The organism is Pseudomonas sp. 8(2025) (assembly GCF_052665325.1).
On record NZ_JBQOIE010000016.1, the window covers coordinates 15097 to 33046 of the forward strand.

15 protein-coding genes and 2 pseudogenes are annotated in these 17950 nt (G+C 63.5%); 5 read left to right on the top strand and 12 right to left on the bottom strand.

Going from position 1 to position 17950, the window contains the following annotated elements; genetic code table 11:
- Positions 1 to 22: 22 nt before the first annotated feature.
- Together ACUXVH_RS25755 and ACUXVH_RS25760 are read right to left on the bottom strand one after the other, a co-directional pair.
- A complete protein-coding gene (locus ACUXVH_RS25755) occupies positions 23 to 1648 on the bottom strand; it encodes a peptidoglycan D,D-transpeptidase FtsI family protein (protein WP_445496249.1) in 1626 nt (541 codons plus the stop codon).
- A gap of 154 nt (positions 1649 to 1802) precedes the next feature.
- Positions 1803 to 2105, bottom strand: a complete 303-nt coding sequence (locus tag ACUXVH_RS25760) for a peptidoglycan-binding domain-containing protein (RefSeq protein ID WP_041117152.1) — start codon at positions 2103 to 2105, stop codon at positions 1803 to 1805.
- A 193-nt stretch (positions 2106 to 2298) separates the two neighbouring features.
- Here ACUXVH_RS25760 and ACUXVH_RS25765 point away from each other — a divergent pair, with 193 nt between their 5' ends.
- Entirely contained in the window at positions 2299 to 3210 is a 912-nt protein-coding gene (locus tag ACUXVH_RS25765; RefSeq protein WP_053157432.1) for a LysR family transcriptional regulator, read from the top strand.
- A gap of 106 nt (positions 3211 to 3316) precedes the next feature.
- The gene (locus tag ACUXVH_RS25770) at positions 3317 to 3673 is read left to right on the top strand and encodes a DUF6572 domain-containing protein (protein ID WP_026020166.1); all 357 of its coding nucleotides are present in this window, start codon (positions 3317 to 3319) and stop codon (positions 3671 to 3673) included.
- A 22-nt stretch (positions 3674 to 3695) separates the two neighbouring features.
- On the opposite strand, the gene ACUXVH_RS25775 is transcribed toward ACUXVH_RS25770, so the two are convergent.
- Positions 3696 to 3881 (bottom strand): Imm32 family immunity protein, encoded by a 186-nt coding sequence (locus tag ACUXVH_RS25775; protein WP_445496301.1) that lies wholly within the window; start codon positions 3879 to 3881, stop codon positions 3696 to 3698.
- Positions 3882 to 3887: 6 nt separating this feature from the next.
- A complete protein-coding gene (locus ACUXVH_RS25780) occupies positions 3888 to 4772 on the bottom strand; it encodes a LysR family transcriptional regulator (RefSeq protein WP_011060477.1) in 885 nt (294 codons plus the stop codon).
- Positions 4773 to 4888: 116 nt separating this feature from the next.
- Between ACUXVH_RS25780 and ACUXVH_RS25785 the strand changes: the two genes are divergently transcribed.
- Both ACUXVH_RS25785 and ACUXVH_RS25790 read left to right on the top strand, forming a co-directional pair.
- Positions 4889 to 6268: a M20 family metallopeptidase gene (locus ACUXVH_RS25785; protein ID WP_123397588.1), complete on the top strand. Its 1380-nt coding sequence runs from the start codon at positions 4889 to 4891 to the stop codon at positions 6266 to 6268.
- Between the two features lie 75 nt (positions 6269 to 6343).
- Positions 6344 to 7630 carry an MFS transporter gene (locus ACUXVH_RS25790; protein WP_445496253.1) on the top strand — a complete coding sequence of 429 codons (1287 nt, stop codon included), beginning with the start codon at positions 6344 to 6346 and terminating at the stop codon, positions 7628 to 7630.
- Positions 7631 to 7744: 114 nt separating this feature from the next.
- On the opposite strand, the gene ACUXVH_RS25795 is transcribed toward ACUXVH_RS25790, so the two are convergent.
- From ACUXVH_RS25795 to ACUXVH_RS25820, 6 genes and pseudogenes are all read right to left on the bottom strand, one after another.
- The gene (locus ACUXVH_RS25795; RefSeq protein WP_026020167.1) at positions 7745 to 8470 is read right to left on the bottom strand and encodes a hypothetical protein; all 726 of its coding nucleotides are present in this window, start codon (positions 8468 to 8470) and stop codon (positions 7745 to 7747) included.
- Positions 8471 to 8612: 142 nt separating this feature from the next.
- Positions 8613 to 9686 (bottom strand): 2,3-butanediol dehydrogenase, encoded by a 1074-nt coding sequence (locus ACUXVH_RS25800; RefSeq protein ID WP_228102375.1) that lies wholly within the window; start codon positions 9684 to 9686, stop codon positions 8613 to 8615.
- An 88-nt stretch (positions 9687 to 9774) separates the two neighbouring features.
- Positions 9775 to 10887 carry an acetoin dehydrogenase dihydrolipoyllysine-residue acetyltransferase subunit gene (locus tag ACUXVH_RS25805; RefSeq protein WP_123397589.1) on the bottom strand — a complete coding sequence of 371 codons (1113 nt, stop codon included), beginning with the start codon at positions 10885 to 10887 and terminating at the stop codon, positions 9775 to 9777.
- Positions 10887 to 11900: an alpha-ketoacid dehydrogenase subunit beta gene (locus tag ACUXVH_RS25810; protein ID WP_011060471.1), complete on the bottom strand. Its 1014-nt coding sequence runs from the start codon at positions 11898 to 11900 to the stop codon at positions 10887 to 10889. The genes ACUXVH_RS25805 and ACUXVH_RS25810 overlap by 1 nt, the downstream gene beginning before the upstream one ends.
- A 30-nt stretch (positions 11901 to 11930) precedes the next feature.
- On the bottom strand, positions 11931 to 12908 hold the full coding sequence (locus tag ACUXVH_RS25815; protein WP_019094732.1) for a thiamine pyrophosphate-dependent dehydrogenase E1 component subunit alpha: 978 nt from the start codon (positions 12906 to 12908) through the stop codon (positions 11931 to 11933).
- Between the two features lie 2 nt (positions 12909 to 12910).
- Positions 12911 to 13986: pseudogene (locus tag ACUXVH_RS25820) on the bottom strand (ATP-NAD kinase family protein).
- Positions 13987 to 14341: 355 nt separating this feature from the next.
- Between ACUXVH_RS25820 and ACUXVH_RS25825 the strand changes: the two are divergent.
- Positions 14342 to 16210 carry a sigma-54-dependent Fis family transcriptional regulator gene (locus ACUXVH_RS25825; protein WP_445496257.1) on the top strand — a complete coding sequence of 623 codons (1869 nt, stop codon included), beginning with the start codon at positions 14342 to 14344 and terminating at the stop codon, positions 16208 to 16210.
- A gap of 214 nt (positions 16211 to 16424) precedes the next feature.
- Here ACUXVH_RS25825 and ACUXVH_RS25830 read toward each other — a convergent pair.
- Positions 16425 to 16580, bottom strand: a pseudogene (locus ACUXVH_RS25830) (helix-turn-helix domain-containing protein); the annotation flags it as partial.
- Between the two features lie 77 nt (positions 16581 to 16657).
- On the bottom strand, positions 16658 to 17716 hold the full coding sequence (locus tag ACUXVH_RS25835) for a hypothetical protein (RefSeq protein ID WP_445496259.1): 1059 nt from the start codon (positions 17714 to 17716) through the stop codon (positions 16658 to 16660).
- Positions 17717 to 17950: the final 234 nt, after the last annotated feature.

A 17950-nucleotide genomic window follows, 5' to 3' on the forward strand; every position in this document is an offset into this window, starting at 1 on the left:
GGCAACTCTTGCTGCATAGGCTTCAAATATCATCGGGAGCCACGTTATTGAGGCGCAGAGTCTGCGACATGATCTTGCTGAACAACGGGGCGGATACCAGCCCGCCAAAAAAACCGTGGTGCCTGGGGTTGTCCACCACGACCACGATCACGAACCTGGGGTTTGCCGCCGGGGCGAAGCCGGCAAACATGGCGCGATAGGAGCTGGCCAGATAGCCCTTGGCACCCTGGCTGGTTTTTTTCGCGGTGCCGCTTTTTCCGCCCACCTGATAGCCAGGCACCTTGGCCCGATAGATGCCCCTGGGGCCTTCAACCACCTGCACCAGCATGTCTTTCACGGTATTGGCCACGCTGGCCGGCATCACCTGGACGCCCTTGGGCACGGCAGAAACCCGCAGCAGTGAAGTGGGCACCCGGACACCGCCGTTGACCAGGGTGGCGTAAGCCCTGGCCAGCTGTACCGCGGTAACGGACACCCCATAGCCGTAAGCCAGCGTCGCGGTTTCGGTGGGCCGCCACTCCCGGCGCAGGGGCAGCACCCCGGTCTGTTCACCGGGGAACCCTACGCCCGTCTCCTGGCCCAGCCCCACCCGGTGCAGCAGGTCATGAATCCGCGGTGCGCCGATATCGAAGGCCACCTGGCTGATGGCAACGTTGCTCGAACGCACCAGGATGCCGGTCAGGTCCAGGGTTTCGCCCGCGGTCCTGGAAGCATCGCGAATGGTGTATCGGCCGATCTGCAAGGTGCCGGTTGCCACGTGCACCCTGTCCCCCGGCTTCCAGCGCCCACTTTCCAGCGCGGCGGCCACCGAGAACGGCTTCAGGGTTGAAGCCGGCTCGAATACATCAACCACTGCGCGATTGCGCATCATCGACGGCGTCACCCGAGAGCGATTGTTCGGGTTGTAGCTGGGCTGATTGGCCAAGGCCAGGATCTCGCCGGTGCGCACATCCATGATCACCACGCTGCCGGCATCCGCACCATTGCTGGCAATGCCCTCGCGCAGCTCTCGATCGGCCACGTATTGCAGGCGCAGATCCACAGACAGCGCGAGTGCCTGCCCGGGCCTGGCCAGGCGCGAAACCCCCAGGTCCTCGATCAAGTGGCCACGGCGATCCTTGAGCACCAACTGCTTGCCATCGCGCCCGCGCAGCACACTCTCATAAGCCAGTTCGAGCCCTTCGCTACCGCGGTTGTCGATATCGGTAAAGCCGATGACGTGCGCGATGGAGGCGCCCGCCGGATAAAACCTGCGGGACTCTTGCAGCGTATGAACCCCCGTGACCTTGAGTGCCTGCACCGCCTGCATCATCTGTTCCGCCACCTGGGGAGCAACGCGCCGATGCAGGTAGGCAAACTCTTTCTGCCGGTTGCGCAGGATGATCGAGCTCAACCGGCTCTGTGGCACGTCAAGCGCCTGGGCCAGCGCAGCCCAGTGGCCCTGCTCGCCCATCAGCTCCCGGGGGTTGAGCCAGACCGTGGTCACCGGCGTGCTGACGGATAGAGGCTGCCCATGGCGATCGGTGATCAAGCCTCGGTAGGCCGGGATAGCCACAGAGCGCAGGCTTCGGGCATCGCCCTGCTTGATCAGAAACGCCTTGTCGGCGATCTGCAGTTGAATGATCCGGCCGCACACAATTGCGGCCATCACCCCCACCAGAACAACAGCCAGCCTGAATCGCCACGGATAACCAGACGCTGGGCTATGGGTTAAAGCCATAAGAATAAAACCACTTTCCAGCCACTGACCTTTGATAGCGAAACAATTACGTTTCCCTGTACCGGACCTTCAAGCCACACACTTATTCCGATAACCACAAGGGCGGCCTTATATCCAGCCTTTGCAGGATCTGCGAGTTGATACTGCCGGTTAACGGAAGTTCACAGTCCATCTGGAACAGAAAGATGGCTTCTTCGGTTTTCTCCCCCACCACGCCATCTATTGTTCCCTGATAATAATTTCGCGCCGCCAGGGCCTGCTGCAATCTACCCACAACCTCTTCTCCCAAAGGTGAGCCGATGGCGGTTTCAAACAGGCAAGCAGAAGCCGCAAAGGCCCAGGCAAAGAGCACCATGGCCGCAAGATACTTACAGTGGCGCGCCATACTTCAACCTCTGGTTAAAACCTCTTACCCAACAGCCAAGGCTTATGCCCGCCTATAAAAAACCGAACTAACGGGCACTAACCCAGTATTGGAAACATCAACACCGGCTCTGTAATTCAAGCCGTTGATTGTTTTGGCGGGTCATTTTATGGCTGGTACAATATAGATCAATGCTCTATTCAAGCTATCTGATATGAAAACCATTGATATCGAGAACACCGACCTGAACCTGCTCCGGGTTTTTGCCGCCCTGGTCGAAGAAGGCGGTGCCAGCCGCGCGGCTATCCGGCTGGGCGTCACCCAGCCGGCGGTCAGCGCTTCCCTTGCACGTTTGCGAGAGATCTATAGCGACCCGTTGTTTGAGCGCACAGGGCGCGGCCTGCGCCCGACCATGCGCGCAAGCGAGTTGTACCCCCTGGTCGAAGAAGCCATCAACCGCTGCAGGCTGGCCCTGGCCATGGCCTCCGACGGCCAGCAAGTGCAGGGCCGCACCCTCACCATCGGGCTCTCCGATGACAGTGAAATCGCCCTGGGGCAGAAAATTCTCTCGGTGGTGGAAGAGCGCCTGCCCGGGCTGCGCATCCTCTTCCGGCAAACCCACAGCGGCGTCGTACAAGACATGCTGATGGGCCACAAGATCGATCTCGCCATCTCCGCCGGAGGCTTGTCCTCGCACTTGATCACCCGCATCAGGCTGGGCCGCGGCAACTACCTGGGCATCGCCGATGCCCACAACACCGTCCCGGTGACCGCGGAGGATTACGCTCAGCGCCCGCACCTGCTGGTGTCGTCCGCAGGTTATGTCGGCATTGTCGATGAAGGCCTGAACAACGTCGGCCTGACCCGAACGATCAAGGCCTCGACCTCGCACTTCGCCGCCGTTCCCTTTCTGCTGGTGGGCTCCAAACTGATCACCACCGTGCCCACCCACGCCGCACGCGCAATGGAACGGATCAGTTCGCTGCAAACCTTCCCCTGCCCCGTGCCCATGCCTTCCTACGAACTTGAGATCGGCATGCGCGTGGGCAGCAAACACGACAACGCGTTGCAGATCGTCAAGTCACTGCTGCTGGATTCGATCAAGGAGCATTTCTTTCTGCAATGAAGGGCGAAGGCTTACGAACGTCTAAGAACGGACACTTGCTACAGCACCGCCACTAACCCCGGGGCACGTAATACAATCCCCGCCCCCGCCGCCTGAAGGATCAGCCATGTCCGTCACCAATCCCAAAGTCATCGATTTCTGGGGGATCTCCAAGGAGGCTCCCAACGACCTGCTACTGGTGATGACCGACCACCTCGAATGGGGCGACAAGGCGGAACAAGGCGAGCACTTGCTCGTGCTGCAAGAGAAAATCAACAGCTACATCGCCTTCATCGAAAGTGGCGAGATCTACACCGAGATCCCCGGCGCCTATGGCAAGTACCCGATCATCCGGGTCATTGGCTTGTATGAATTGCCCGCGCAGGCCGAGTACTTCATGGCCCGGGTCACCGAAACCCTGAATGACGTGGGCATTGGCTTTGAGTTCGAGCTCAGGGTCGACGAGAGGATTCGCAACATGTAGACGGGCCGGGCACGGCGCTGCCTCAGGCAGGCTTGATCACAGCCCGGTTGAGGGCAATCACATCCACATGCTCTTGGTGCGAGAAGTGCTCGATCACGTCTTGCAGGTGCACATGCTCCAGGCCATTGGCCGCCATGTCGGCTGAAGCGTTGATCAGGAACTCACCCAGTGCCCTGAGTGTGTCCGGCTCGGCGAGAACGGTCAGCAGCCTCCCTCAGCCCTCTTTCTGCAACCGCGCAATCAAGGTGTCGATAAAGAACGCGAGGCTTTCCGGCAACACCCGCTTGGGCATGGTCAGCACCTGAATGTCCCGATCGCCCAAGCGCGGGTTGGACAGGGGCACCGATACCAGCCCATCCATCCCCTGCCCTTCGCCGCTGATGGCGCTGGCAAAGGCCACCGTGTCGGACTGGCGCACAAACTCATGCAGGGCCCCGGAAAAGTTGCAGGTCATCACCTGATCGAAGCTCAGGCCGTCCATCTGGCACACCAGGTCCAGCAGTTGCCGCTGGGTGGTGCCCTTGGGCGTCAAGGCCACGGGAAACGCCTGCACCTGCTCCAGTGACAGCACCCCGGCGCTGGCCAGCGGATGCCCGGCGCGCATCAGGGCGCGAATCGGCGAGCGGATCGAGTAGCACACGTTGACCCCCTCCACCGGCTCGGTGCTGAAGGTCAGCCCCACGTCCGCCTCTCCCCGGCGAATGCGCTGCACGCACTCGTGGGGCGAGATCACGTCCAGGCGGTACTCGGCTCCGGGCCGCAGGCGGTAATGCTCCAGCAGCACCCGCGGCAGGAAATACCGCGACAGGCCCTCGGTGGATACCAGGCGGATCACCTTGGCCCCCGGGTAACCCTCGCCCCGCAGTTCGGCGAGGATGTTCTCCTGTTCCAGCCAGGTGCGCCGGGCGTGTTCGGCCAGGGCTTCGCCAGCGGCGGTGAGTTGCATGCCCCGCGGGCGCCGCTCGAACAGCGCCACGCCAACGCTCTCTTCCAGCAGGGCGATCTGCCGGCTCACCGCGCTGGGGGCGATGTGCAAACGCTCCCCCGCCGCGGCCAGGGAGCCCGCATCGATCACCGCCAGAAAATACCGATAGTCCATCTGCATCCCCTTGCCAGGCATCCAATTTTTAGAATCATGCCTTCAAAAAACAGCAATATACAGATGCCTTTGCCAACTCCACCATGGGCCCGTTCCCTTGCCCGACCGGAGTTGCAATGACCAAGCAAGCTGCCCTCGCCGGCGTTCGCCAGTACCTGGACGACGGCCACTTTGAACAGGACCTGCGACGCCGGGTGGCGTTTCGCAGTGACAGCCAGGACCCGGCCCATGCCGATGAACTGCCGCGCTACCTGCTGGAGGAAATCCAGCCGCTGCTGCAGCGCCTGGGCTTCGACTGCCACATGCTGGCCAACCCACAGGCCGGTGGACCGTTCCTGATTGCAACGCGCCTGGAAGACCCAGCCCTGCACACAGTGCTCAGCTACGGCCACGGCGACGTGGTGCCGGGTTACGCCGAACAGTGGCGCACGGGCCTGAATCCCTGGCAGCTGACCCTGGAGGGCGAACGCTGGTACGGCCGTGGCACCGCCGACAACAAGGGCCAGCACAGCATCAACCTGACCGCCCTGGAGCAAGTGCTAAAGGCCCGCGACGGGCGCCTGGGCTTCAACCTCAAGCTGCTGTTCGAGATGGGTGAGGAAGCCGGTTCCCCGGGGCTGCGCCAGCTGTGCCAGGAGCAGCGCGAAATGTTGCGGGCCGATGTGTTCATCGCCTCCGACGGCCCACGGCTGAATCAGGCCCGACCGACGCTGTTCCTCGGCTCCCGCGGCTCGGCGCAGTTCCGCCTGGAGGTCAACACCCGGGACAAGGGCCTGCACTCGGGCAACTGGGGCGGGGTGATGAGCAACCCCGGCGTGGTACTGGCCAACGCCCTGGCCAGCCTGGTGGACCAGAACGGCCGCATCCGCTGCCGCGAACTGCTGCCGGCGAACATTCCCGACAACGTGCGCGCCGCCATCGCCGACCTGGAGATCCAGCGCGAGTCCCTGGGCCGCCCTCTGGACGAACACTGGGGCGAACCGGGGCTGACCCTGGGCGAGCGCCTGTTCGCCTGGAACACCCTGGAAATCCTCGCCTTCAGCACCGGCAACCCGCAAAAGCCGGTGAACGCGATTCCGCCCCGGGCCGTGGCCTTCTGCCAATTGCGCTTTGTCCTCGGCACGCCCTGGCAGCAGCTGGAAAGCCTGCTGCGGGCGCACCTGGACCGCGAAGGTTTCAGCCAGGTGGAGATCGTCATGGAGCGCTGCTCCCCGGCCACCCGCCTGGACCCGGACAACCCCTGGGTCAGGTTCGCCAAGACCTCGATTGCAGGTAGCAGTGCGCAGCGCCTGGCGCTGTTGCCGAACCTGGCGGGCACCCTGCCCAACGACATCTTCGCCGAAGTGCTGGGGCTGCCGACCCTGTGGATTCCCCACTCCTACCCCGGCTGCTCGCAGCACGCCCCGGACGAACACCTGCTGCTGCCGGTGATTCGTGAAGGCCTGGAGATCATGACGGCCCTGTTCTGGGACCTGGGGGACCTGCCCCGGACCTGAGGCCATCGCTTACCCCGCCCGGCCCTGGCCGGGCACCTGTCGCTCAAAATCCAACAATAAGCAGGAGCGTCCTGTATGACAGCGTTAGCCACCACCTCGACCGCGACCCGGGTCGAACCCAAGGCCCTGTGGAAACCCATAGGCGCCGCCCTGATCGGCAACACCCTGGAGTGGTTCGACCTGTCGATCTACGCCTACTTCGCCCTGACCATCAGCCAGGTGTTCTTTCCCACCGCGGACCCGACCTTCTCCCTGCTGCTGGCCTTCGCCACCTTCGGCATCTCGTTCCTGATCCGCCCCCTGGGCGCGGCGGTACTGGGCTCCTACGCCGACCGCAAGGGCCGCAAGAAGGCCCTGACCCTGTCGATCCTGATCATGCTGACGGGCACCCTGCTGATCGCCATCATGCCCAGCTACGCCACCCTGGGCCTCGCCGCGCCGATCGGCATCCTCCTGGCCCGGCTGCTGCAAGGCTTCTCCGCCGGTGGCGAGTTCGGCACCTCCACCGCCTTCATGCTGGAACACGCGCCGCCGCGCACCCGGCACTTTGTCGCCAGCCTGCAATTCGCCAGCCAGGGCTTTGGCGTGGTCATCGCCTCGACCTTCGGCTACTTCCTGACCAAGCACCTCGATGCCCAGCAAATGCTCGACTGGGGCTGGCGCGTGCCGTTCTTCTTCGGCCTGCTGCTGGGCCCGGTGGGCCTGTACATCCGCCGTACGGTGGACGAGTCGCCGGACTTCAAGGCCAGCGAACCGGGGGAACGCCCTTTGCGCGAAGTGCTGGTGACCCAGAAGACCCTGCTGCTGATCGCCATGGGCACCCTGGTGGTGTCAACCGCCTCGAACTACATGATCCAGTACATGCCGTCCTACGCCGCCGCCAGCCTGAACATCGCCCAGTCCTCGGGCTTTTTGGCGACCCTTACCGGCGGCCTGATCCTGACCATCATCACGCCCATCGTCGGCTACCTGTCCGGCCATATCGGTCGCCTGAAAATCATGCTGGCAGCGGCGGTGGTCTATGCCGTGGCGATCCTGCCGGCGTTCTTCTGGCTCAACAGCCGCCCCAGCGCCAGCTCCCTGCTGCTGGTGGTGGCGCTGATGGCCCTGATCAAGGCGGTGTACTTCGCCCCGCTGCCGTCGCTGATGGCGGACATCTTCCCGGTGCGCACCCGGGTCACCGGCATGTCCCTGAGCTACAACCTGGGGGTCACGATCTTCGGCGGTTTTGCACCGGTGATCGCTACCGGATTGATTGCCCTGACCGGCTCACAGCTGGCACCGAGTTTCTACCTGATGCTGGCGGCAGCGTTGAGCGTCGTAGCCCTGTTGATGGCGCGCAAGAAACTCGGCATGACCTGAAATGCGACCGTTTTTTGCGCGGGGCAAAAGCGCCGCGTAGGAGCCGGCTTGCCGGCGAAGAGGCCCGCGAGACATGCAGCGTCTGGACGGGCGCCTTCGCTGGCAAGCCAGCTCCTACTGCACCGGCAAGAAATTCATCAGCAGCAGGCTCTGCGCGTAATTGAACCCCACCCGCCGGTAGCGCTCATCGAGAATCTGCGTGAGCAAATCCAGGCGCGCGACGATCTTGCCGAACTCCACGGCAAAACTCAGGTTGCTGCCCTCCTCGGAAATCTCGTTGGAGAACAGCAACAGCACCCCATTGGCATCCTGGCGCTGGCTCAGCAGCCAGGTGGCCTTCTCGATATTGCGCGCGGCGTTGCTGATGAACTGCGGGTCGATGGTATCGGTCATGTAGAACTCGGTGCGCCCGCCATGGGCGGTCACCAGCATGCTGCCAATGGCATAGATGAAGGCCCCCACCCGATCGCCCTGGAACTCCGGGCTCAGGGAATAGCTCAGGGCCGCCAGGTCGCGACGATCCCCCAGGGCCGGCAAGGGCTGGCGCTTTTCGATGGCATTGCGGATCTCGCGCTGGGCCGTGGTGCCATCGGGGAAACCCGACTTGCGCCACTGGCTGGGGTTGCGCAGGTAGAGCTTGCCCATCAGCAGGTACAGGCTCTGCAGGTTGTCGCGCATGCCGATGGTGGCCATGCGATCGACGCTGGTCTGGAAGAATTCGTCAGGCTTGCCTTCACGAAACTGTTTGGCAAAATCGCGCCCTTGCTGTTGGGTACAGGCCGTGGCGCCAAGCATCAGCAGCGCCACCAGGAACAGGCGCTGAAAGCGGGTTTGCATCATGCAAGAAGAGGGAGCGTAGGCCATCGGCACCGGGTCGGAATTCACGGGCTGCGGCGGGGATCGGCGCGGCCAGGCCTGGTGATAGAACGCAAAACTGTAAAAAAGTGCGATGGCCGCGGCCGGCCATCGCCAAATCGCTCGCTTACGAGCGTCGCAACTGACCGGGGGACACGATGATCTTGACGTTGTGCTCCTTGTTGTTGACCAGTTCCTCGAAGCCCTGGCCGACAATCTCTTCCAGCTGGATGCGCCCGGTCACCAGGGGCGAAATATCCAGCCGGCCATCGGCGATGAAAGCGATCACATCGGCGAACTCACCGTTGTAGGCCAGGGCCCCCAGCACCGTTTTCTCGGTGGCCACCAGCTCGAAGAAGTTGAACTCGCTAGGCTCTTCGAATATTCCCACCATCACGCACTTGCCGGCCTTGCGGATCAGGTCGATGGCCAGCTTGGCGGTGTGCTTGTTGCCGATGCACTCAAAGCTGACATCGGCCCCCAGCCCGCCGGTCAGGCGCTTGACCTCGGCCAGGGCATCGCACTCCTTGGGGTCGAGCACGTGGGTCGCGCCCACCTCCAGGGCCTTGGCCTTGCGCGCGCCGGACATTTCCAGGGCGATCACCTGGGCCGCGCCGGCGGCCTTGGCGCACATGATGGTGCACAGGCCGATGGTGCCGGCGCCGACCACCACCACGTTCTGCCCCAGCAGGCTGCCGGCCTTTTTCACCGCGTGCATGCCCACCGCCAGCGGCTCGATCAGCGCTCCGGCCTCGGCGGGAAAGTTGGCCGGCAAGGCGTACAGCAGGTTGGCCGGCACGTTGACCAATTCGGCGAAGGCGCCGTTGTTCATCAGCCCGGTAAAGGCCAGGTTTTCGCAGATGTTGTACAGCCCGTGGGTGCAGTAGTAGCAGGTGCCGCAGTGCTGGCAGGCGTCGGCGGCCACCGGCTGGCCAACGCTGAAACCCTGGACCCCTTCGCCCAGGGCGACGATTTCGCCGCAGAACTCGTGGCCGAGGATGCACTGGCCCTTGATCCCGGTCAGCGGGTGCGGTGCGTCCACCGGAATGAACACCGGCCCGGCCACGTATTCGTGCAGGTCGGAACCGCAGATCCCGCACCAATCGACGCGGATCTGCACCCAGCCGGCAGGCGGCGCGTCGGGCAGCGGTACGTCTTCGACGCGGATATCGTGGCGGCCGTGCCAGACCGCGGCACGCATGCTGGGAACAGGCTTGAGGGAAACACTCATCTTGGCTTCTCCTTATTCTTGTAGAGCTGCGACGGCCCCCTGGCCGCCGCAGAACACCTCAGTGCTGCTGGATAAAGTCGAGGATCAGGCGGTTGACCTGCTCCGCCGCTTCCATCTGCAGCATGTGCCCCTGCCCCGGCAGCACCTCGATCTGCGCCTTGAGATCGGCGCTGTGGCTCACCGGAATGATCCGGTCGTCGCGGCCCCAGATCACCAGCACCGGCTGCGGGCCGTCCTGCACCACCGGGCGCAGGTCGGCCTGCTGGCGGCCGTCGGCAAACAGGTTGCCGGCCAACTGCCCGAGGGCCGCCTGCACCCCTTCCAGGCGCTTGTACTTGAGCATGTCGTCGAGCATCTGCCGGTTCACCAGCTCGGCGTTGGAGAACAGCTGCACCAGCTGCGGCTTCAGCGCATTGCGGTTGCTGGCCTCGACAAAGCCTTGCAGGTAGTCGCCGTTGATCTCGCGGCCCAGCCCGGCGCTGCCGATCAGGGTCAGGGTGCGCACGCGGTCCGGCGCCAGCCGCGCGGTGTTGAGGGACACCGCGCCGCCCATGGAGTGGCCCACCAGATGGGCCACGGGAATCTCCAGGTGATCCAGCAGCGCCAGCAGCACCTGGCTCAACTCGTCCAGGTCGCCCCGTTGCAGGGCCTTGGTCGATTCGCCGTGGCCCGGCAGGTCGAGGGCGATCACCCGGCGCCCGGCGGCCAGGGCTTCGTGGTTAAACAGCCAGTTGTTGAGGTCGCCGCCAAAGCCGTGCACCAGCAGCAGCGGCGTGCCACCTTCACCGCGCTCGAAATAGCGGATCAGGCGGTCGCCCAGTTCGACCTTCTGCGGCGCCGGGCCGCTGTCTTCATCGGCGCTGTCGCCGGGCACGAAGCTGGCCTGGAACTGCTCGATCACCGCGTCGATCTCGGCGTCACTGGCTTCGCCATCGACCACGATGCCCAGCAGCGCGCCCACCGCCAGGGTCTCGTCCTGGCGGGCGATCTGCCGACGCAGGATGCCGGAGAACGGCGCCTCGACGCTGCTGGAGATCTTGTCGGTCTCCACGTCCAGCACTTCATCGCCCTTGCTGATGCTCTGGCCTTCTTCCTTGAGCCAGGCATCGACCCGGCCCTCGGTCATCGACAGGCCCCACTTGGGCATGGTCAGGGTATGGATCTGGCTCATCAGCGGCTCCACTCGATCACGGTGAGCACGGCTTTTTCGATCTTCGCCGCGTCGGGGATGTACAGGTCTTCCAGGGCGTCGGAGAACGGCACTGGGGTGTGGGGCGCGGTGACCATTTCAATCGGCGCCTTGAGGGAGGCGAAGGCTTTCTGCGCCACCAGGGCCGAAATGTCGGTGGCCATGGAGCAGCGCGGGTTGGCTTCGTCGATCACCACCAGGCGCCCGGTCTTCTCCACGCTTTCGAGGATGCTGTCTTCATCCAGCGGGCTGGTGGTGCGCAGGTCGATCACCTCGCAGTCGATACCGCGCCCGGCCAAGCTGCGGGCCGCGTCCAGGGCGGTGTTCACCGTGCGCCCGTAGGACACCAGGGTCACGTCCTTGCCGTCGCGCAGGAAGTTGGCCTCGCCGAAGGGAATCGCGTAGGACTCCTCCGGCACTTCGCCCTGCAGGCTGTAGAGCAGCTTGTGCTCGCAGAAGATCACCGGGTCGTTGTCGCGGATGGCCTGGATCAGCAGGCCCTTGGCGTCGTAGGGCGACGAGGGGCAGACCACTTTCAGCCCGGGGATGTGGGTCCACAGCGAGGTCAGCATTTGCGAGTGCTGGGCCGCGGCGCGCAGGCCGGCGCCGACCATGGTGCGGATCACCAGCGGGGTCTGGGCCTTGCCGCCGAACATGTAGCGAAACTTCGCCGCCTGATTGAGGATCTGGTCCAGGCAGCAGCCGGCGAAGTCGACGAACATCAGCTCGCACACCGGGCGCACGCCACGGGTGGCGGCGCCGACCGCGGCACCGACGTAGCCGATCTCCGACAGCGGTGTGTCCAGCACCCGCCCGGGGAATTGATGGTAGAGGCCCTTGGTCACCCCGAGCACACCGCCCCAGGCGTCGTTGTCGCCGGGGGCGCCGGCGCCGCCCGCCACGTCTTCACCCATGATGAACACGCTGGGGTCGCGCCGCATTTCCTGGGCCAGGGCTTCGTTGATGGCCTGCTGGTAACTGATTTTTCTCGCCATGATGGTGGTCTCTTGTTGTTCTGTGGGGCGTTATGGATAAGCGACGTAGACGTCGCTGAGCAGGTCGGCGGGGCTCGGCTTGGGGTCGGTCTTGGCCTTGCGCACCGCGTCTTCGATCAGCGCTTCCACGTCGGCATCGATCTGGTCCAGCTGGCTGGCCTGCACCAGGCCCGAACGGGTGGTGCGCTCGCGGAACTGCATCAGGCAGTCGTTGTGCTCGCGGTAATGCTTGACCTCGTCGGGGGCGCGGTAGGTCTGGGCGTCGCCCTCGAAGTGGCCGTAGTAGCGGGTCAGCTTGACCTCGATCAGCGACGGCCCCTCCCCGGCCCGGGCCCGCTCCACGGCGGCGCCGGCGGCTTCGTGCACGGCGAAGAAATCAAAACCGTCCACCGTTACCCCGGGCATGCCGAAACCGGCGGCGCGGTCGGCAATGTGGTCGCACGCCACCGACCAGTTGGACGCCGTGGCTTCGGCGTAGCCGTTGTTCTCGGCGATGAACAGGCACGGCAGGTTCCATACCGAGGCCATGTTCATGGCCTCGAACACCGCGCCTTCGTTGGAGCCGCCGTCGCCGAAGAACACCACCGACACACCGTCGGTGCCTTGCAGCCGGGCGGCCAGGGCCGCGCCCACCACCAGCGGCGCACCGGCACCGACGATGCCGTTGGCGCCGAGCATGCCCTTCTCGAAATCAGCGATGTGCATAGAGCCGCCCTTGCCCTGGCAGACCCCGGTCTTCTTGCCGTAGATCTCCGCCATCATCCCGTAGACGTCCACGCCCTTGGCGATGCAATGGCCGTGGCCACGGTGGTTGGAGGCGATGCAGTCGTCGTCGCGCAGGTGGGCCATGACCCCGGCGGCCGAGGCTTCTTCCCCGGCATAGAGGTGGACGAAACCGGGGATCTCGCCGGTGGCGAATTCCACGTGCAGGCGTTCTTCGAATGCGCGGATGGTGCGCATCACCCGGTAGGCGTGGAGCAACTGGTCAGTGGTCAGGGGTGTCGACATTTTTATTCTCCAGGGTGTCTTCGGACTGAAGGTTCACGGGGTGTTGCCGGTGATCGCGGTCAATGGCCAGCAGGCGCTGGCGCGCCGCGTGTTCCAGGACCGCGTTGACGTCGATGCTCAGCGGGCCGCCGGCATCCAGGGTGACCGTGGGCCGGTCGTGGGGGTTGAACTCGATCTCGCGCTCGCCATCCAGGGCCAGGGTGCCGGCGTTCAGGCACAGGGGCTGGGGCACATCGGGTTGCAGGTAGCCGGCCTCCAGCACCCCGCAGCCCTGCAGCAGGCCGGGAGCCAGGGGCACCAGCAGCGCCTCGGGGGATTGCGGGTCCAGGCGCATCCAGGCGCCGTGGGGTTCCTGGCGAGTCACCGGCAGCCACAGCCCGCAGAGCGCGGAAATGCCGATGGACTGCGGTTCGGCGAAGGTCACGAAGACCTCGGCCAGATCACTGGCGCGGCTGATGGCCCGGGCGCCGACAAAGGCCAGGGGCGACACCGCCACATCCACCAGGGCCACTTCGCATAGGCCCCGGGACGGCTCGCGCACCAGCAGGCGCTTGTTGCGCCGCAGGGCGATCTCGGCGGGCACCCGGCCGCTGGCGTAGAGCCCGCCGGCCAACCCGGCGCTGGTGGCTTCGCGCAGCTCCGGAAAGGCGTTGTTGGTGCCGGTGGACAGGGTCAGCAGCGGAATGTCGCCAACCTCGGCGGCCACCGCCTTGTGGGTGCCGTCGCCACCGAGCACGGCGATCAGCGACACCCCGCGCTCGGCCATCCAGCGCGCTGCCTGGCGGGTGTCCTCGACGCTCTGGCGCAGGGTCAGGTCGAGGAACTCCAGGGCCGGCCAGTGCTGCTCCCGGGCCTGGCGGCTGCGGCTGTTCTTCTGCACCGCGGCGGCGATGCCGGTCATGTCGGTGGGCATCAGCACCTGCTCGATGCCGGTGGCGCCGAAGGCCGCCAGCAGGCGCTGGATCACCGAGACCTTGTCGGTGCTGGAGAACAGGCCGGCGTTGGCGGTGAGGCGGCGCACATCACGGCCCGAAGCCGGGTTGGCGATGATGCCGACGGTGAGGGGGCGGCGGTTCATGGGCTCACCGCGGGCGGAGCACAGGCAGGAGAAAACATCGGGCACCTCGTTCTTATTCTTCGATGGGCCAGTCGGCGCGGGTTGCCAAGGGCTGGTTGCCAAGAGCCAGAGCAAGGCCGGTGCCAGTTATGGAAAAACCGCTGCAAAGGCCCGTGGCAGAGCGGCTGTTGCACTCGCCCGCAGGTGTCGGGAAGCCCTGCGCCTGAGACGTTGCATGTCAGGCTGCACGGGGCCTTGGCGAGACCCTGAGACGTTGCGTCTCAGCGCCCCCACGGCGCCGCCCGGTGCTTGTCGGGAGCCGCGGATCGGCGCTTAATGCGCCGACAACGATAAGAAGCTGCAACCGGAGGCCTTCATGCTTTCCGCACATTCAAAAGCCCATGTGGACTGCGTCAGCCGGGTCCTGAAAAACGCCGATCACCTGCCCCAGGCGCCGGTGCCGAGCCTGATCCTCGATTCCTGGCGCCGCTCCATGGAGCAGCACCAACTGGACCCCGGCTCGCTGCAGGGGCCGCGCATCCTGTCCGAAAACGTGCTCAAGGAATGCCGCGAGCGTTCCGAGCTGTTCCTGCGCATCGCCAGCGAAGAAGTGGCCCGCCTGCATGGCCGGGTGCGCGACGCCGACTACTGCGTGCTGCTCACCGACGCCCAAGGCCAGACCATCGACTACCGGGTGGAGTCCACCCTGCGCAACGACTGCCGCAAGGCCGGGCTGTACCTGGGCACCTGCTGGTCGGAGGGTGAAGAAGGCACCTGCGGCGTGGCGGCGGTGCTCACCGCGCGCACGCCGATCACCGTGCACAAGCGCGACCACTTTCGCGCCGCGTTCATCGGCCTGACCTGTTCCGCCGCCCCGGTGTTCGACCCCCAGGGCGAGTTGCTGGGGGTGCTGGACGTGTCGGCGGTGCGCTCCCCGGATGACCGTCGCTCCCAGCACCTGATCCGGCAGATGGTGGTGCAGAGCGCGCGGGAGATCGAACAGGCGTTCTTCATGAACAGCGCCCAGGGCTACTGGGTGCTGCGGGCCCATGCCAGCCCGGGCTATGTCGACAGCCAGCCGGATTACCTGCTGGCCTGGGACGACGACGGTTGCCTGCGCGCGCTCAACCCGGCGGCGCGCCATTACCTGCTGCGCCGCTATGGCCGCTTGCCGCAGCACATCGCCCAGGTGTTCGACCCGCAGCTGTTGCAGCGCGCCCGCGACGAAGCCCTGTGCCCCCTTTCCGACAACCTGCACGGCCGCCTGCAAGCGCCAAGGCGCCCGGCACAGCGCCCGCGCCTGAGCCTGGCCGGAGAACCGCTGGACCCGCGGGTGGAACAGAGCCTGCGCCTGGCGGTGCGGGTCAAGGACCGCCACCTGCCGGTGCTGATCCAGGGCGAGACCGGTTCCGGCAAGGAAGTCTTCGCCCGCCAGCTGCACCAGGCCAGCCAGCGTCGGGACCGGCCCTTTGTCGCGGTGAACTGCGCGGCGATTCCCGAGAACCTGATCGAAAGCGAACTGTTCGGCTACGTCGCCGGGGCCTTTACCGGCGCTTCGAACAAGGGCATGCAGGGCCTGCTGCAACAGGCCGATGGCGGCACCCTGTTCCTCGATGAGATCGGCGACATGCCCCTGGCCTTGCAGACCCGCCTGCTGCGGGTGCTGGCCGAGGGTGAAGTGGCGCCGCTGGGGGCCGCGCAGCGCAAGGCGGTGGATATCCAGGTGATCTGCGCTACCCACCGCGATCTGGAAGCGCTGGTGGCCGAAGGCAGCTTTCGCGAGGACCTGTATTTCCGCCTGGGGGGCGCGCGTTTTCAGTTGCCACCACTGCGCGAGCGCAGCGACCGGCTGGCGCTGATCACCCGGATTGTCGAAGAGGAATCCAAGCGCTGCGGTGTGCCGGTGCAACTGGGCAATGCGGCGCTGGAATGCCTGTTGGGCTACCGCTGGCCGGGCAACGTGCGGCAATTACGCCATGTGCTGCGCTATGCCTGCGCGGTGTGCGAAGGGCCGCTGATCCAACTGCATGACTTGCCCGAACAACTGCGCGGCGCCGAGGCCGAAGGCGCCCTGCCCGCCCTGGAAACCGCCACCAGCCCCGAGCGCCAGGCCCTGCTGGACGCCCTGGTGCGCCACCGCTGGAAACCCGTGGCGGCAGCCAAGGCCCTGGGCATTTCCCGCGCCACCCTGTACCGCCGCGTGCAGCAGCACGGCATCCAGATGCCCGGCCGCAGCCCGGCCTAATCCACACCGACCGTAGGCGCCGGCTTGCCGGCGAACAGGCCCTCGGATGGGGCGGTGATCTTGCGGGCACCTTCGCTGGCAAGCCAGCTCCTACGGTGGCCCAACCACCGCACACCTCTGTAGGAGCCGGCTTGCCGGCGAAAGGGCCCTCGGATCGGGCGGTGATCTTGTGGACGCCTTCGCTGGCAAGCCAGCTCCTACAGGGGGCCCGGTGTCAGCGGCCGGGCTGGAAGCGGGCGCGGTAGCGCCCGGGGCTTTCGCCGGTCCATTTCTTGAAGGCGCGGTGGAAGGCGCTGGGCTCTTGGAAACCGGTGAGTTCGGCAATCTCGCTGACGCTGACGGTCGAGCGCCGTAGCAGGTACACGGCGACTAATTAGAATTATGCTTCCGATCATTCTAATTAGTCATTCATCTGAGGCTTTCTGTTCGTGGCCTACCCTTCATAGGTCATTTCGCCGAATCGTCTTTATCTTTTGTCGTCTTTGGCTCTCTTTTTGCAAACGCTGTAACTGCTTGCAAAATCTCAGTTACCGGACCATCTTCTGAGGCCTTCAGCCTTTCCAAAGACTCTGTAGTTTCATCTTTGCTGATTCTTCCAGACAAATCTTCTTGAATCAGAGAGACCGCAATAAACATATCTTCAGGGCGAACCACCGCTCTATCTAAAACCCTAAGAGCCGCAAGATAATTTGCTCGCTTCATATAAATCCGATGAAACCACTTATAGTCCTCTACAAGAGTTCTATATTGCCGCAATAAAAACCACGCGATAGCTTCGACAAAAATCAACACACCTGTAGGTCTCAGAGCCTTTATCCAGAAACTCTGAAAGGTATCTTCCTTGGTTCCTTCAGGAAGGGTTAGATAAAATATCACGACCCCAATAAATGCCATGATAATCCCACCACCCAACAACAACGTCGAGCGAGTAAATAAAACCTCTGCTTTCTTTTCAGCCAACTTTACTTCATCCTCAAACAAGTCTATCGCAGAGACATGATAGCCATTTGAAGAAGATTTGCTCACTTCACTTTTAACTTCAGCTTCACTCGAAAGCTTTCTTTGAACTTTATCAGACTGTTGAGAACCATTCGAAAACAACGTATAAAAAATCAGAGCCCAAACCAGCATCAAACCAAATACGAGCGTTAAATTATCATAACGCAATGAAACTTTCGGAGTTTCATATTTAATATCGGCATCGTTAAAACGCGGATCCGCACGAAGATGAACAATCACGCTAACCAAGCTACTCACCTCATACTTGAAGTAGCTCTCACTTCCACCCTTGTATGTTGCCCTCTGCGACAGCTCTCGTTTAGCGCTATTAAATTCGTCCGATGACACTGCTGAAGCTATAGCGCTATCAGGATCAAGCACAGGACTCAAGCCATACAAAACATACAAAAAAACCACCAAAGCAACTACACCAAAACAAAGTTTCCTCCACTGAAATAAACCCATATTTACGCCTTCGCCAAGAGCACCAACCCAAAATTTCTTCACAGAACCTCCTTATTAAAGTCACGTCCCACGCACAAATTAAACAGATACAGCTTCACAAACTAATTTCAACCAAAACCAACAAGGGCACAATGCTATCACGAAGCATAATTCCAGAAATCAATATATTGTTCATCATGAACATTCTTGGCCACCCCAGGTATACCACTAGTACTAGCCAGCTATAGAACCAGCATTTCTTATGGAAGAACTCATCAACCAATTAGAGAGTCAAAC

Bases quoted from the DNA above. Each gene is read 5' to 3' on its own strand.
- ACUXVH_RS25815 (WP_019094732.1), bottom strand. From the start codon at position 12,908: ATGTCGACACCCCTGACCACTGACCAGTTGCTCCACGCCTACCGGGTG.
- ACUXVH_RS25755 (WP_445496249.1), bottom strand. From the start codon at position 1,648: ATGGCCGCAATTGTGTGCGGCCGGATCATTCAACTGCAGATCGCCGAC.
- ACUXVH_RS25825 (WP_445496257.1), top strand. From the start codon at position 14,342: ATGCTTTCCGCACATTCAAAAGCCCATGTGGACTGCGTCAGCCGGGTC.
- ACUXVH_RS25810 (WP_011060471.1), bottom strand. From the start codon at position 11,900: ATGGCGAGAAAAATCAGTTACCAGCAGGCCATCAACGAAGCCCTGGCC.
- ACUXVH_RS25760 (WP_041117152.1), bottom strand. From the start codon at position 2,105: ATGGCGCGCCACTGTAAGTATCTTGCGGCCATGGTGCTCTTTGCCTGG.
- ACUXVH_RS25770 (WP_026020166.1), top strand. From the start codon at position 3,317: ATGTCCGTCACCAATCCCAAAGTCATCGATTTCTGGGGGATCTCCAAG.
- ACUXVH_RS25780 (WP_011060477.1), bottom strand. From the start codon at position 4,772: ATGGACTATCGGTATTTTCTGGCGGTGATCGATGCGGGCTCCCTGGCC.
- ACUXVH_RS25795 (WP_026020167.1), bottom strand. From the start codon at position 8,470: ATGATGCAAACCCGCTTTCAGCGCCTGTTCCTGGTGGCGCTGCTGATG.
- ACUXVH_RS25805 (WP_123397589.1), bottom strand. From the start codon at position 10,887: ATGAGCCAGATCCATACCCTGACCATGCCCAAGTGGGGCCTGTCGATG.
- ACUXVH_RS25785 (WP_123397588.1), top strand. From the start codon at position 4,889: ATGACCAAGCAAGCTGCCCTCGCCGGCGTTCGCCAGTACCTGGACGAC.
- ACUXVH_RS25765 (WP_053157432.1), top strand. From the start codon at position 2,299: ATGAAAACCATTGATATCGAGAACACCGACCTGAACCTGCTCCGGGTT.
- ACUXVH_RS25790 (WP_445496253.1), top strand. From the start codon at position 6,344: ATGACAGCGTTAGCCACCACCTCGACCGCGACCCGGGTCGAACCCAAG.
- ACUXVH_RS25800 (WP_228102375.1), bottom strand. From the start codon at position 9,686: ATGCGTGCCGCGGTCTGGCACGGCCGCCACGATATCCGCGTCGAAGAC.